At 69.1% G+C, this 12,749-nt stretch carries 14 protein-coding genes; 6 read left to right on the top strand and 8 right to left on the bottom strand.

The genetic code is table 11. From position 1 onward, the window contains the following. Window positions 1-56: 56 nt before the first annotated feature. The 6 genes from ACOZ4I_RS02895 to ACOZ4I_RS02870 form a co-directional block, all read right to left on the bottom strand. The gene (locus ACOZ4I_RS02895) at window positions 57-707 is read right to left on the bottom strand and encodes a hypothetical protein (RefSeq protein WP_424002849.1); all 651 of its coding nucleotides are present in this window, start codon (window positions 705-707) and stop codon (window positions 57-59) included. Next, on the bottom strand, window positions 704-1,597 hold the full coding sequence (locus ACOZ4I_RS02890; RefSeq protein ID WP_424002847.1) for a GAF domain-containing protein: 894 nt from the start codon (window positions 1,595-1,597) through the stop codon (window positions 704-706). The genes ACOZ4I_RS02895 and ACOZ4I_RS02890 overlap by 4 nt, the downstream gene beginning before the upstream one ends. A 98-nt stretch (window positions 1,598-1,695) precedes the next feature. Continuing rightward, window positions 1,696-2,745 carry a dipeptide epimerase gene (locus tag ACOZ4I_RS02885; RefSeq protein ID WP_424002845.1) on the bottom strand — a complete coding sequence of 350 codons (1,050 nt, stop codon included), beginning with the start codon at window positions 2,743-2,745 and terminating at the stop codon, window positions 1,696-1,698. Further along, the gene (locus ACOZ4I_RS02880; protein ID WP_424002843.1) at window positions 2,742-3,752 is read right to left on the bottom strand and encodes a DUF1611 domain-containing protein; all 1,011 of its coding nucleotides are present in this window, start codon (window positions 3,750-3,752) and stop codon (window positions 2,742-2,744) included. The genes ACOZ4I_RS02885 and ACOZ4I_RS02880 overlap by 4 nt, the downstream gene beginning before the upstream one ends. 63 nt (window positions 3,753-3,815) lie before the next feature. Then, entirely contained in the window at window positions 3,816-4,709 is an 894-nt protein-coding gene (locus tag ACOZ4I_RS02875) for a Vms1/Ankzf1 family peptidyl-tRNA hydrolase (RefSeq protein WP_424002841.1), read from the bottom strand. Between the two features lie 49 nt (window positions 4,710-4,758). Further along, a complete protein-coding gene (locus tag ACOZ4I_RS02870) occupies window positions 4,759-5,124 on the bottom strand; it encodes a DUF5802 family protein (protein ID WP_424002839.1) in 366 nt (121 codons plus the stop codon). A 149-nt stretch (window positions 5,125-5,273) separates the two neighbouring features. Between ACOZ4I_RS02870 and ACOZ4I_RS02865 the strand changes: the two genes are divergently transcribed. The 3 genes from ACOZ4I_RS02865 to ACOZ4I_RS02855 all read left to right on the top strand — a co-directional run bounded on the left by ACOZ4I_RS02865 (window position 5,274) and on the right by ACOZ4I_RS02855 (window position 7,899). Next, on the top strand, window positions 5,274-5,915 hold the full coding sequence (locus tag ACOZ4I_RS02865) for a DUF1405 domain-containing protein (RefSeq protein ID WP_424002837.1): 642 nt from the start codon (window positions 5,274-5,276) through the stop codon (window positions 5,913-5,915). Between the two features lie 96 nt (window positions 5,916-6,011). After that, window positions 6,012-7,166 carry a hypothetical protein gene (locus tag ACOZ4I_RS02860; RefSeq protein ID WP_424002835.1) on the top strand — a complete coding sequence of 385 codons (1,155 nt, stop codon included), beginning with the start codon at window positions 6,012-6,014 and terminating at the stop codon, window positions 7,164-7,166. 85 nt (window positions 7,167-7,251) lie between these two features. Then, window positions 7,252-7,899 (top strand): ArsR/SmtB family transcription factor, encoded by a 648-nt coding sequence (locus ACOZ4I_RS02855; protein ID WP_424002833.1) that lies wholly within the window; start codon window positions 7,252-7,254, stop codon window positions 7,897-7,899. Window positions 7,900-7,926: 27 nt separating this feature from the next. On the opposite strand, the gene ACOZ4I_RS02850 is transcribed toward ACOZ4I_RS02855, so the two are convergent. Then, complete coding sequence (locus ACOZ4I_RS02850; protein ID WP_424002831.1) at window positions 7,927-8,409, bottom strand: hypothetical protein; 483 nt, start codon at window positions 8,407-8,409, stop codon at window positions 7,927-7,929. A gap of 86 nt (window positions 8,410-8,495) precedes the next feature. Here ACOZ4I_RS02850 and gatD point away from each other — a divergent pair, with 86 nt between their 5' ends. The 3 genes from gatD to ACOZ4I_RS02835 all read left to right on the top strand — a co-directional run bounded on the left by gatD (window position 8,496) and on the right by ACOZ4I_RS02835 (window position 12,405). Further along, window positions 8,496-9,743 carry a Glu-tRNA(Gln) amidotransferase subunit GatD gene (gene gatD / locus ACOZ4I_RS02845; protein WP_424002829.1) on the top strand — a complete coding sequence of 416 codons (1,248 nt, stop codon included), beginning with the start codon at window positions 8,496-8,498 and terminating at the stop codon, window positions 9,741-9,743. Window positions 9,744-9,793: 50 nt separating this feature from the next. Next, window positions 9,794-10,681 carry an N-acetyltransferase family protein gene (locus tag ACOZ4I_RS02840; protein ID WP_424002827.1) on the top strand — a complete coding sequence of 296 codons (888 nt, stop codon included), beginning with the start codon at window positions 9,794-9,796 and terminating at the stop codon, window positions 10,679-10,681. A 71-nt stretch (window positions 10,682-10,752) separates the two neighbouring features. Beyond that, window positions 10,753-12,405, top strand: a complete 1,653-nt coding sequence (locus tag ACOZ4I_RS02835; RefSeq protein WP_424002825.1) for a histidine kinase N-terminal 7TM domain-containing protein — start codon at window positions 10,753-10,755, stop codon at window positions 12,403-12,405. 12 nt (window positions 12,406-12,417) lie between these two features. Here ACOZ4I_RS02835 and ACOZ4I_RS02830 read toward each other — a convergent pair whose 3' ends face one another. Next, entirely contained in the window at window positions 12,418-12,696 is a 279-nt protein-coding gene (locus ACOZ4I_RS02830; protein ID WP_424002823.1) for a ubiquitin-like small modifier protein 1, read from the bottom strand. Window positions 12,697-12,749 lie beyond the last annotated feature (53 nt).

Raw genomic sequence — 12,749 nt, 5'->3', positions numbered from 1 at the left:
ACGGACAGCGGTCCGTCCCAGCGGGCCGACCGGTGGCCGGTGATTTTCGCGAGACGTTAGAGCGCCGTATCGAGCGTCCGCTCGCCGTCGGGACCGTCGATGGCGAGCTCCGCGCTCCGACGGTCGGTGTCGGTCACCTCGATGTGGGTCTTGAACGACGTTTTCAGTCCCGTGACCGTGCTGTTCACGTCCGCGCCGATGTCGGCGCTCGTGTCGATCGCGCAGACGCCGATGCCGTTGCCGCGGCGCAGTTCGGTCAGGAAGTTCGAGTTGAGGAAGCGGTACAGCGACCGCGTGTCGTCGATTTCGCTGGCGATGGTCGAACAGAGGAAGATGCCGGTTCGGAAGCGCTCGGTCTCCTGTTGGGCCTCGGCGGCGAGCGACGAGAACGACATCCCGAGTCCCGTGAGATCGGTGAGATCGTCGACCAGCCTGATGTCGTCGCTGGTCGCCGAGCCGTCTGCAGCCAGCACCGCGGTCCGGTCGTCCGCGCCGCGGCGCTCGCCGTTCAGGATCCGCTTGACCGCCCGGCCGCGGTGCTCGGTCGTGAGGGCGACGCCTCGCTCGCCGTCGGCCGGTGCCACGACGCGGGCGTACACCGACTCCAGCGCGTCCGCGTCGTCGCCCGTCAGCAGGACGCTCGTGCCGCTCGCCAGCGGACCGATGCCGTCGGACACGTCGAACCCGTCCGCGGAGAGGGAACTCACTGTGCGACCTCCGTTCGCTCGGCGTCGCGAACGGTCTGTCGGAGTTCCAGAATCTCCATCGCCGTGTCGGCGAAGTCTTCGAGTTCGGCCTGCTCCTCGGCGTCGTAGCTCCGGGGGACGTGGTCGAGCAGACACACCTGCCCGATGACCTGCCCGTTGCTCGCGGTCATGTTCGCGCCGGCGTACGAGCGGATGCCGAGGTTCTGGAGCTGTTCGTTCTCGGCGAAGCGGGCGTCCTCCATGATGTCCTCGACGACCATCACGTCCTCCTGGAGCATGCTGTGTGTGCAGATCGTGTTCTCGCGGGTCAGCGTGTCCAGATCGCCGCCGTGACAGGCCAGGAAGTTCTCCTCCTCTTCCTCGATGAGGCCGATGAATGCCACCGCGGCGTCGAAGTGGCTGGCGATGAGGCCCGTCAGGCGGTCGAAGCTGTCCTCGATCGGAAGTTCCTCGACGTCGTACTGCGCCAGCGTCTCCAGTCGCTCGTCCTCGTCGTCAGGGCGAATGAAGCTCGCCTGGGCGCTGTAGTCGATCACGTCGTTAGCGACGAACGCCAGCCGGTCGTGGGCGTCGGGGAGGTCGCGGTTGAGGTACTCGACGATGCTCTCCTCGAACGACGCCGTGTCGATCTCCGTCGGCTGAACGTCTGTGAACAGGACGCAGGGGGTCTGGGGCGCGATATCCCGGATTGCGCCGACGATTTCGAGGCCGGTGCCGTCCGGGAGGTCGTACGCTGTGACCACACAGACGATGGGCTCGGCGTCGAGCGTCTCCCGCGCCCCCTCGACCGTCGTCGCCGTCAGCGCGGTCAGGGAGTCGTCGTCCTCGACCGCCGCCGCCACGTCGTCGATCCGTTCTTCAGTATCAACGCAGAGAACTGAGCGTGCCATAGTCGTGGGTTGCAAGATGGATACAAAGTAGTTAGTACCTGATTATCAATGGTGATTGTTCACGGCGCATTCTCCCCGGTCTCCGGGCATTCGTCGGCTCAGTCCGAGCCGCGCTCGGACGGCTTCCGCGTCGCGCCGGTCCCGGCCGACACCGCCGTCAGGTCGAACACGTCGCCGTCCAGCGGAACGCCGCTGTAGGGGTCGGCGGCGAGCAAGAGCGCGCCGTCGAGGTCGAGGTAGTCGACGAGCGGCGCGAGGTGGACGGCGGCGGCGATGCTGGCGTTGGACTCGACCATGCACCCGAGCATCGTGTCGAGGCCGTGGGCGTCGGCGGCGTCCAACAGCCGCATCGCGGGCCGCAGGCCGCCGCACTTGAGCAATTTGGCGTTGACGATGTCACAGGCGTCGGCGACCTGCGGAACGTCCGCGGCGACACGACAGGACTCGTCGGCGGCGACTGGGATGTCTGTGGCCTCGGTCACCTGCCGAAGGCCGCCGAGGTCGTCGGCCGCCACCGGCTGTTCGAGCATCGTGACGCCGGCGTCGGCGAGCCACGCGGCCGCTTCGACGGCCTCGTCTGCGGTCCACGCGGCGTTGGCGTCGACCCGCAGTTCCGCGTCGGGGGCGGCGTCGCGCACCGCGTCGAAGCGCGTTCGGTCGTCGTCCGTCCCGAGCTTGACTTTCAGGCGGGAGAAGCCCGCGTCGGCGGCGTCACGGGCCTTCTCGGCCATCCGCTCGGGCGGTTCGATGCCGACCGTGTAGGTGGTCGGCGGCACCGCGTCGGGGTCGAGCCCCCATCTGCGGTAGAGGGGGAGCCCCACCTCCCGGGCGGCGAGGTCGTGGACCGCGATGGAGACGGCCATCCGCGCGGCGGGTCGGTCCGGCGCGCGTTCGTGGAGGGCCCGCTCGATGCGCTGCTGGTTCTGCGGGTCGCCGATCCGGTCGACCCGTTCGAGCAGCGCCGGGAGGGCGTCGGCCACCGACCCCGCGCGCTCGTCGTAGTACGCCGAGGGCGTGACGGCCCCGACGCCGGTCGTCCCCTCGTGGGTCAGTTCCACCACGACCGTCTCGCTCGTCTCGCTCGTCTCCCGAGAGATGCCGAATGGGTCAGACAGCGGCAGGTCGTGGCGCTCGACGGTCCAGTTCATAGGATGGCGTCGAGCACGTCGTCGGGGACGCCGTGGCGGACCGGGTCCGTCGCCGGCGCGCCGAGGTCCTCGGCGTAGTCCGCGACGGCGTGAGCCGCCGCGTCGTCGTCCAGGTGGCGCGTGTTGAGCATGCCGGCGACGACGGACGCGTCGGCGACGGGGGCCGCCATCCGCTCGTAGATGTCGACGTACTCCGACAGCGGAGGGATAGCGAACGACTCGTAGCCGTGGACGGCCTCGCGGCCGGCCTCGTGGCACATGACGAGCGCGTCCGGGGCGGACCCGTGGAGGATGCTCGCCGTCACGCCGGAGTAGGCCGGGTGGGCGATGGCGCCCTGGCCCTCGACGACCAGCAGGTCCCGGTCGCCCTCCGCCTCGACGAGGCGCTCGACGGCCCCGGCCGCGTAGTCGGCGATAACGCGGTCGACGACGATTCCCCGGCCCGTGATGGCGATGCCGGTCTGGCCGGTCGGGACGACTGCGGCGTCGAGACCCCGCTCGCGCGCCGCGTCGCGAATCTCGAAGGAAGCCGTCATCTTCCCCGTCGAGCAGTCCGTTCCGACCGTGGTGACGACCGTCGCGTCCACGTCGCCGGCCGTCCCCGCCGCGACGGTGAGGTCGTCCGGCGGCTTCCGGAGGTCGTGCAGTTCGACGCCGTGCTCGGCGGCGAGATCGGCGAACTCCTCGTCTTCCGCGAGGAAGTAGTGGAGCCCCGAGTACACGTCACAGCCGCGCTCGATGGCCGTGCGTACGTCGTCGCGCCAGGACTCGTCGAACTCGCCGCCGATGGGCGAGATGCCGATGAGGAGCGCGTCGACCGCGGGCGCGTCGGCCATCGACGCGACGATGGGGGCGTCCTGTACGTCCGGGAGCGAGTCGTGGACGCGCTGGCCCGCCCGCTCGCGGTCGACGACCGCCCGTACCGTCTGGTCGCCGTAGCGCAACAGCCCGACGCCGGTCTTCGCCCGGTCCGGGAACGACCCGTGTGTGAGGATGGCGAGGTCCATGTGCCGAGAGAGTCGCCGAGCGGCGAAAAAGCTACCCACGCACCGCGGTGGACGGACGCGGCTCTACGGCACGCGCAACTGCACGGTCCACAGCGACCGGACGGCGTCGTCCAGCGCGGCCGCCGGCTCGCCCGTCGCGTCGACGGCCTTCGTCGCCGTCGCTCGGTCCGCGAACTCGTGGATGACCGAGCGCTCGCCGACGACGTACAGCCGGTCGGGCGACACCTCGTCGAGGGCCGCGTGACAGCGGTCGAGGTGCGTGTCGATCTGCTGGTCGCGGAGCCGCTCGAACCGGCCCTGCGAGAAGCCGCCCTTCGAGTGCTGGCTCTTGAGGGCCGAGTCGAAGCCGTGGAACGCCGTCCGCTCGCGGCCGTCGTACTCGCCGACGGCGAACAGGTCCGAGCGCACGAGCGCGACGACGTACGCGCCGGTCGGTTCGAACCACGACCGCTCCAGCCGGACCGTCTCGCCCCACTGGGCGAACGGCGTCGGCGGCGCGGGGACGGAGAGACAGGCCGACAGGAGGCCGGCGTCGTCCGTGACGGCCAGGCAGGGCGCAGCGCTCGCCACCAGCGACGCGCGGTCGCCGAAAGCGTCGCGGACCGGGCCGGGCAGGTCGTGCTCGTCGGCGACGTAGGCGCTGAACACGCCCTCCGGGCCCGTCTCGAACGATTCGAGGCGGTCGAGGACGGCCGCCAACCGTTCCCGGGAGAGCGTCTCCTCGGCCCGAAACGACGCGTCCGCGCCCTCGTCTTGCAGACGCTCGACCCGGTCTTCGAGTTCGGCGACGCGGTCCTCTAACCGATTGACCTCGGCCTCGGCCCGCTGGCGCTCGGTCGCCGCGTCTGCCCGTCGTTCCTCCTCGGCCTCTAGCTGGCGCTCGAGGTGGTGTTTCTCGTCTTCGAGTTCGGCCACCCGCTCCTTCAGCGCGGCCCGTCCCAGCAACCGGTCCAACATCGACTGAGAGGCGTGCGGCGACGGGCTTAAAAGTGGCTGCCCGCGTTCGCTAGACCGCTGTGTCGGGGAGCGTGGGCGTCCCCTCGGAAATCGAGAGCAGTTGCGCCGCGTGATCGGCTTTCGCCAGGAACACCTCTTCGAGGCTGGGCGGGTTCCTGACGTTGGCGTCCTCGAGCACTGTCTCGGGGAGCGCGAGGGTGTCTGCCGGGACCTGTTCGTCGCCGTGAACGGCGAAGTGCCGCGAGCCGAGTTTCATGACGAGCGGGTAGTCTGTCCGCTCGACCCCGTCTCCCGAGGCGTACAGCTGTTCGTTCACTCGCTCGTGCTGCTCGCGACACATGGCGGCCGCCGCGTCGTCTCTGGGTTCGATGTAGAGGCGGCCGAGGTAGTATCCGCTCGAAAACTGTTCGAACATCGGTGCAGTTTCATGTGGGACATTGCCACACATAAGCTTTCGCCGGTATCCTTTTGCCGTCGTGCATTCAGACCGCAATATTCGCCGGGCGAGCGGCCCGCCCGGAGGCCTTCGACAGGGCTTTGCCGCGAGCGGTCCCGGTTCGACCCATGAGTGACTGGGGGCCGTTGCCGCGTCGGTACGCGCGCTACTACCTGGAACAGACGCCGAGCCTGGTGTGGCTGCTCGTCGTCAACGCCGTCGCGATGCTGGTCGGCGTCCGCTACTACGTCGAGACGATGCCCGAGGTTTCGACGTTCCTCTGGCCGCTGTACGCCGACTCTCCCGCCGCGCTGTTCCTGATGACGCTGTCCCTGGCGACACTGTTGCCCTTCCTCGGGCAGTCGCTCGACGACGTGCCGCTGACGACTCCCCTCGCGTACCTGCACACGCTGGCGCTCGTCTGGCTCGTCAAGATGGGGCTGTGGACCGTTCTCGCGCTGAACCTCGGCTTCGACGCCTACTTCCCGGCCCCGTGGGCGTACTTCGGCATCATCGTCACCCACCTCGGATTCGTCGCAGAGGGGCTGTTAGTGCCTCACTACGCCCGGACGACGAAGGGTGCGCTGGCGGTCGCTCTCGTGCTCGCGCTCGTCAACGACGCGCTCGACTACGGCTTGGGCTACTACCCGCCGCTGCGGTACGACCCCGGACTCGCGCTCCCGCTCGCGACGGTCGTGCTCTCGGTTCTCTCGGTCGCGATCGCGTGGACACTTCTCTCGGATGGGAAACGCCCCGAGAGTGGATCCTAAACGCTCTTGGACGGTCTGGCGGCGTCTCGATAGCGCGTGAACGGCACGAACGAAGGCACCTCTTTTTTATTGCGGGGTCGATAGACGAAGGTACGAATGAGCCAACGTCAGGCCGCGCTTCTCGCGTTGCTGGTCCTCGTGGGAATCGTCGCCGTCGGTCTCCCGGCCGCGGCGGCACAGGAGACCGCGACGGAGACGCCGGCCGCCCAGAACGAGTCAGACGGCGGCCTGGGGACGCGCCTGACCGCCTTCCTCCAGTCGAGTTCGGCCGCGGCGAACGACACGGTCGAGAACGGAATGTGGAAGTCGGGGTTCGCCCAGTCGAATGAGACGGAGCGAGCGCGGCTGGTGACGGAACGGGCCGGGTCGCTCGAACGCCGACTGGAACGCCTCCAGGACCGTAACGAGTCGCTCGAAGCCCGGTACGAGAACGACAGCCTCTCGCGACAGGCGTACGTCGCACAGCAGAGTCGGCTCTCGGCCGAGATCGAGGGGCTCCAGACAGCGATCAACGACACGGATCAGGCTGCCGAGCAGACGGGCGTGAACGACACCTCGCTCGACCGACTCAGGCAGAACGCGAGCGAACTCTCCGGCCAGCGGGTCTCGGTGATCGCACGAGGCCTCGGCGGCCCGCCAGCCCTGGCCGGCGGTGATCGCGGTCCGCCGACCGACGTGCCCGGCGGAGACGAGAACAGGAGCGAACGCGGATCGCTGACCGACGCGCCCGGCCCGCAAGCTAACGAGAGCGTCCGGGGGCCGCCGACCGACGTGCCCGGTCAGTCGGGAAACGCGACCGGCGGGACCCAATCTGACGCGCCGGGACAAGACGCTTCGAACGAATCCGGGCCGCCGGACGACGCGACCGAGAGCGGACCGAACGACGAGGGAAACGCCGGTAACGGCGGCGACTCGGCGTCCGGAGACGGGGCCGGAGATTCGACCGGCGGCGACCAGTCGAATTCGGGGAACGACGGGAACGAGGCCGGCGAGGGAAACGGGAACGGGGGTGACGGCGACGGTGCCGGCGACGGTGGCAGTGATAACGCCGGCGGGAACGACGGAAACGGGACCAGCGACGGAGCGACCGGTAACAGCGGGAACGACAACAGTGGCGACGGCGGGGACGGCAGTAGTGGCGGTAGTGATGGGAACAGCGGTGGCGGTAACAGCGGGAACAGCGGTGACGGCGGCAATCGTGGCGGACCCAACTCCGTCGGGTCCGAAGTCGACGTGACGCTGCTGCCGTAACGACCGTCGAGGGCAGTTCGCCAGACACGATAAATCGCCCGACGAGAGTCATGCTTTTGAACCGTGACCCGCTATCTTCAGGTGAATGGACTCCGCCGAGCTGCTCAATCTCCTCGGGAACGCCAACCGACGGCGGATTCTCCGACTGCTCGCCCACAAACCCTGTTACGTCACCGAGATCAGCGAGTACATCGGCGTCAGTCCCAAGGCGGTCATCGACCATCTCCAGAAGCTCGAAGACGCCGGGCTCATCGACTCGCGGACGGACGACCAGCGGCGCAAGTACTTCTCCATCGCCCGAAACCTCCGTCTGGAAGTCCGCGTCTCACCCTACGAGTTCGGCACCAAGAGCGCCTACCCCGCAAACCCCGAGTTCGAGATGCCGTCCTGTCGCCACCTGTCGATCACCCTCGACGCGGAACCCGGCGGCGACTTCCACGACCTCGCGCGCGAACTGGAGCACCTAGAACAGCTCGAAAACGAGCTCTCGCTGGCCCAGCGGTGGGTCCAGGCCCGGATGACAGACGTGCGCGACCGCATCGACGAGGGGTTCGAAAACGGCGACGGCCGGCTGTACGCCGAACTGGTCAGCGGGCTGGCCAACGGCGTCGACTCCGTGCCAGCGCTGGCCAGGGAGATAGAGGCCCCGCCGGAAATCGTCGAGGAGGCCCTGCTGCGGCTCGAAGACGACGGAATCGTCGAGCAGACCGACGACGGCTGGGAGATCACCTGAGCGGCGTCCGCGCCGCCGGCGCTCGGCTCACAGGTCTTTCGTGAGACCGTCTCGCAGGTCCCGGCCGAAGTAGTGGCCCAGGACCGAGAGCACGAGGCCGACAGCGCCGGCGATTGCGAACAATCGGGTGCCGTTCAGCCCCGCGGCGAGCTGTGGGAGGAGCGAGAGGACGACCGTGAGGCCGCCGCTGACGCCGCCGGCGACCGCCAGTTCGGGGTAGCGGCGCTGGCTCGCGACCAGTCCGTAGACGAATCCGCCCAGCGCGATGCCCAGCATCTCGGTGAACGGGACCAGTGGGATCAGGCCGCCCAGCACCATCCCGCCGCCGACAGCGCCGAACGCGTACAGCAGCGCCCGCAGGGAGAAGTAGCTGTGCGTGGACTCGGACGACTGCTCCGTGGTGGCGTCGGTCGTCCCGCCCAGCGACTCGGTCGCGTCGACGTCGACGCCGAACTCGCCGTCGGACTCGGCCTCCACCTCGCGTGTCCGCTCCTCGGTTCGCTCGGCCATACCGGAGGTGGGACCGCGAGCGGTATGGACCTTTTGGGGACTGCGAAACGAGTGGGTTCAAGTCCCACCGGCGGAAAGTCCCGCGCATGAACGCAGGCGACCGGGTCCGCGTCGAGCGCGCGGCCCAGACCTACGAGGGCGTGTTGCTCCCCTCCAGCACGCCGGACCACCTCGTCGTCAAGCTCGACGGGGGGTACAACGTCGGTATCGACCGCGAGGACGCCGAGGTCGACGTACTGGAGTCGGCCGTCTACGACGTCGAGAGCGCACAGGACGAGCAGGGCACGTCGGCGATCGAGTTCGACGACGACCTGCCGACGGTGTCGCTCATCTCGACCGGCGGGACCATCGCCTCCACCGTCGACTACCGCACCGGCGCGGTGACGGCGCAGTTCGACGCCGAGGACGTGTTGCGGGCGGTCCCTGACCTCGCGGGGATGGCGAACTACCGCGGCCGCGTCGTCGCCAACATCCTCTCCGAGAACATGACGCCCGCGGTCTGGCAGGACCTCGCCCGGGCCGTCCACGAGGAGATCGAAGCCGGCGCGGACGGCGTCGTCGTCATGCACGGCACGGACACGATGCAGTACACCGCGTCGGCCATGGCCTTCATGCTCGACACGCCGGTCCCCATCGTCTTCACCGGAAGCCAGCGCTCGGCCGACCGGCCCTCCTCGGACAACGTGATGAACGCCGTCTCGGCCGTCGAAGCGGCCAAAAGCGACTGCGCGGAGGTGCTGGTCTGCATGCACGCTGACGAGTCCGACGACCGCTGCGCGCTGCACCGCGGCACTCGCGTCCGAAAGAACCACACCTCGCGCCGGGACGCCTTCGAAACCGTCGGCGCGAAGCCGCTGGGCGAGGTCGACTACGACATCGACGGCGAGAGCACGGTGTCCTTCCGCCGCGAGTACACCGAGCGGGGCGCGACCGACCTCGCGCTGCACGACGACGTCGAGACGGACGTGGAACTGGTGAAGTTCTCGCCCGGCATGGACGCCTCGCTGCTCGAAGCGGCCGCCGCCGACAGCGAGGGCCTCGTCATCGAGGGGACCGGCCTCGGCCACGTCAACACCGACTGGATCGGCGTCATCGACGACCTCGACGTCCCGGTCGTCATGACCAGCCAGTGCCTCGAAGGCCGGGTCTGCGACCGCGTCTACGACACCGGCCGCGACCTGCTCGACGCCGGCGTAATCGAGGGCGAGGACATGCTGCCCGGAACGGCGAAGGTCAAGCTCATGTGGGCGCTGGCAAACAGCGACGACGTGGCCGATGCCATGCAGGAACCGCTCGCCGGCGAGATCCAGCAGCGGTCGACCCCCTGGCTGTAACGAGCGGGCGAGCGGCCGAACTTTTCACGCCCCGCCCCGCAGTGTCGAGTATGTCATCGACGGTGCGACAGGCGCGAGCGGACGACTACGACGACGTGGTGGCCTTCGTCGAGGAGGTCTGGAGCGACCGCGACACGGCGGAGTACATCCCGGCGGTGTTCCGCGACTGGGTTGCCAGCGACGGCCCGGACCAGCGGACCGTCGTCGCGACCGTCGACGGGACCACCGTCGGCCTCTGTCAGGGCGTCATACTGAGCGACCACGAGGCGTGGCTCCAGGGTATCCGCGTCGACCCGGCCCACCGGGGCGAGGGCCACGGGCTGGCGATGGTCGAGGACCTCCTCGACTGGGCGGCCGACGGCGGTGCGACGGTCGCCAGAAACATGGTGTTCTCGTGGAACGACGCCGGCCTCGGCCAGTCCATCGCGGCGGGGTTCGAGCCGACGTGTTCGTTCCGGTGGGCGTCGCCGGACCCGCGCGAGGCGACCCCGTCGCTGTCGGTCACAGACGACCCGACGGTGGCGTGGACCTACTGGACCGACAGCGACGCGCGAACCGCCCTCTCGGGGCTGGCACTGGACCGTGAGCAGTCGTGGGCGCTCTCGGAACTCACTCGTGACGACCTGCGAATCCTCGCCGACGAGGAGGCCGTGTTCGCCGTCACGGACGGCGGGACGCGCGCCACAGCGTGTCGCGCCCGCGTGACGCGGGACCCAGGCGACGACGTTCGCCTGGCGGAGTACGCCGTCGGCGCGTGGGACGGCGCCGATGCCGCGGCGGCGCTGTTCGACGCAATTCGGGACGACGCCGCCGCGCTCGGCGTCGACCGGACGCGCGTCCTGATCCCCGAGACGCCGCGTCACGTCGCGCAAGCGGCCGCCGTCCGGGGAGACACGAGCGACTGGCCCACGTTCGTCTGCAGCGCGGACCTCACCTGACCGGCGCCCCGTTATCATCGCTGGAAACTCGACCCGATGTTTCATGGTCGGACCGCCCTGTACCAGAGTAGATGTGGATTAACGGGCTCTCACTCTCGTTCGCGGCCTACGTGACGGCGTACACCGTCGCCACGGTCGGGTGTCTGGCAGCCGTCCCGCGCGCGCTCCGGGTCACAGACCCGGACACACGGCGCGGTCTCGTCGGCCTGCTCGCCGGAAGTGGTGGGTGGGCCGCGCTGGAACTGGCGTTCCTGGTCGCGCCGACGCCGGAACTGCAGTACGCCGCCTACCTGCTCAGCCTCGTCGTGGGACTGACGACCGTCGGCTCGTGGCTCTACTTCACCTCGGCGTACACCGGCCGCTCGCTCCACCGGGCCGCGCCGTACCGCCGACTGGCCGTGGGCGTCTACCTCACCATCGTCGCGGTCAAGGTGACGAACCCGCTCCACGGGCTGTACTTCCAGACAGTGTTCGTCCAGACGCCGTTCCCGCACCTGACGATCCAACACCAGACGTTCCACTGGCTCGTGGCCGGGCTCTCGTACGCGCTGGTCGCCGTCGGCTTCTTCATGCTGTACGAGTTCTGTGCCGAGGCGGAGTACGACACACGTCCGCTGGTCGCGCTCGTCGGCGTGACTGGGCTCCCAGTCCTCCTCGACATCGTCGGGTTCACGAGCGACCGGCTGCTCGACATCAACTACGAGCCGCTGGGAGTCGTCGTGTTCGCCCTCGGCGTCCTCTACGTCTTCGACACCACGTTCCTCGCCGTCCAGTTGACAGACGGGGTCGACGACCCGATCGTCTACCTCGACGACACCGGCCGGATCCGCGAGTACAACGATCTCGCGGCGTCGACGTTCCCGGCCCTCGACGGAACGGTCGGGGAACGCCTCGGTGACGCGCTCCCGAACGTCGAGCGCGCACTCGACAGCGACGAGCAGATACTCGAACACGCCGCGGACGGCGAGGTCAGCTACTATCTCGTCAGCAGGACATCGTTCGTCCTCGGGCAGACCAACATCGGCGAGATGCTCGTCCTCTCGGACGTGACCGAGGTCGAGCGCCAGCGGCGAGAGCTCGCGAGACAGAACGAACAGCTCGAAGGGTTCGCCGCCGCCATCCGGCACGAACTGCTCAACACGCTCCAGACCGTCAACGGACGGGTCGAGATCGCCGGGCGGGCCCTCTCGGACGGGAACGTGAACCGGGCCCGCGAATCGCTCCAGACCGCGTCCCAGTCGGCCGACCACATGGCCGACGTCGTCAACAAACTCGCGCGACTCGCACAGCACGGACAGACCGTCGAATCGACGCGGCAGGTGGAGCTGGGGGACATCGCGGAACGCGCGCTCCAGTCGGCCGACCTCGACGACCTCACGCTCGTCGTCGAGGCGGACGGCACGCTGGAGGCCGACCCGCCGCGCTTGCAGACCATGCTCGAAAACGCGTTCCGGTTCGCGGCACACAACGGCGCGTCGTCGGTGTCGGTCGCGGTCACCGAGGGTGGGTTCACGATCACCGACGACGGCCAGCCGCCGGCCCGCGACGACCCCGCGCCGTTCTTCACGTACGGGCAGGCGATCCCGGACGGTCAGTCGGGACTGCCGCTCCCGAACCTGCGGCTGCTGGCCGAGACCCACGGCTGGGAGCCGACCATCGACACGGACTACCGAGACGGCTTCCGCGTCGTCGTCTCGGGTCGGACGACGATCGGGCGGGCCTGACGCGACCGCTCCTCACCCGCCGCTGACCGGCGGGAACAGCGCGAGTTCCGTGTCGCTCTCGACCGCCGTCTCTAGGCCGTCGCCGCCGGCGAACGGGTCCTCGCCGTCGACCAGCAGTCGGACGTGGTCGGCCAGTTCGTCGTCCTCGTCGAGCACTTCCTCGGCGAGCGCCGGCCGCGCCGAGAGCAGGGCGTCGAGGGCCGTCTCGACCGTCGCGTCCCCGTCGACGTCGACGCTGACGGACTGCCCGTCGGCCGCGTCGCGGAGGTGTGCGAACAGCTTCCACTCCATAGTCGCACTCGGTGCGTCGGTCAAAAGAGCGTTCCGACCCGCAGACCGGCGAC

The organism is Haloarcula salina (assembly GCF_049603855.1).
Taxonomy (GTDB): Archaea; Halobacteriota; Halobacteria; order Halobacteriales; family Haloarculaceae; genus Haloarcula; species Haloarcula salina_A.
The sequence above is the reverse complement of the archived record's forward strand: the minus strand, read 5'-3'. Positions and strand labels throughout refer to the sequence as shown.

Coding starts and splice junctions, on each gene's coding strand:
- ACOZ4I_RS02865 (WP_424002837.1), top strand. CDS start 5,274: ATGAGTGACTGGGGGCCGTTGCCGCGTCGGTACGCGCGCTACTACCTG.
- ACOZ4I_RS02850 (WP_424002831.1), bottom strand. CDS start 8,409: ATGGCCGAGCGAACCGAGGAGCGGACACGCGAGGTGGAGGCCGAGTCC.
- ACOZ4I_RS02855 (WP_424002833.1), top strand. CDS start 7,252: ATGGACTCCGCCGAGCTGCTCAATCTCCTCGGGAACGCCAACCGACGG.
- ACOZ4I_RS02840 (WP_424002827.1), top strand. CDS start 9,794: ATGTCATCGACGGTGCGACAGGCGCGAGCGGACGACTACGACGACGTG.
- ACOZ4I_RS02885 (WP_424002845.1), bottom strand. CDS start 2,745: ATGAACTGGACCGTCGAGCGCCACGACCTGCCGCTGTCTGACCCATTC.
- ACOZ4I_RS02880 (WP_424002843.1), bottom strand. CDS start 3,752: ATGGACCTCGCCATCCTCACACACGGGTCGTTCCCGGACCGGGCGAAG.
- ACOZ4I_RS02890 (WP_424002847.1), bottom strand. CDS start 1,597: ATGGCACGCTCAGTTCTCTGCGTTGATACTGAAGAACGGATCGACGAC.
- ACOZ4I_RS02835 (WP_424002825.1), top strand. CDS start 10,753: ATGTGGATTAACGGGCTCTCACTCTCGTTCGCGGCCTACGTGACGGCG.
- ACOZ4I_RS02830 (WP_424002823.1), bottom strand. CDS start 12,696: ATGGAGTGGAAGCTGTTCGCACACCTCCGCGACGCGGCCGACGGGCAG.
- ACOZ4I_RS02860 (WP_424002835.1), top strand. CDS start 6,012: ATGAGCCAACGTCAGGCCGCGCTTCTCGCGTTGCTGGTCCTCGTGGGA.
- ACOZ4I_RS02875 (WP_424002841.1), bottom strand. CDS start 4,709: ATGTTGGACCGGTTGCTGGGACGGGCCGCGCTGAAGGAGCGGGTGGCC.
- gatD (WP_424002829.1), top strand. CDS start 8,496: ATGAACGCAGGCGACCGGGTCCGCGTCGAGCGCGCGGCCCAGACCTAC.
- ACOZ4I_RS02870 (WP_424002839.1), bottom strand. CDS start 5,124: ATGTTCGAACAGTTTTCGAGCGGATACTACCTCGGCCGCCTCTACATC.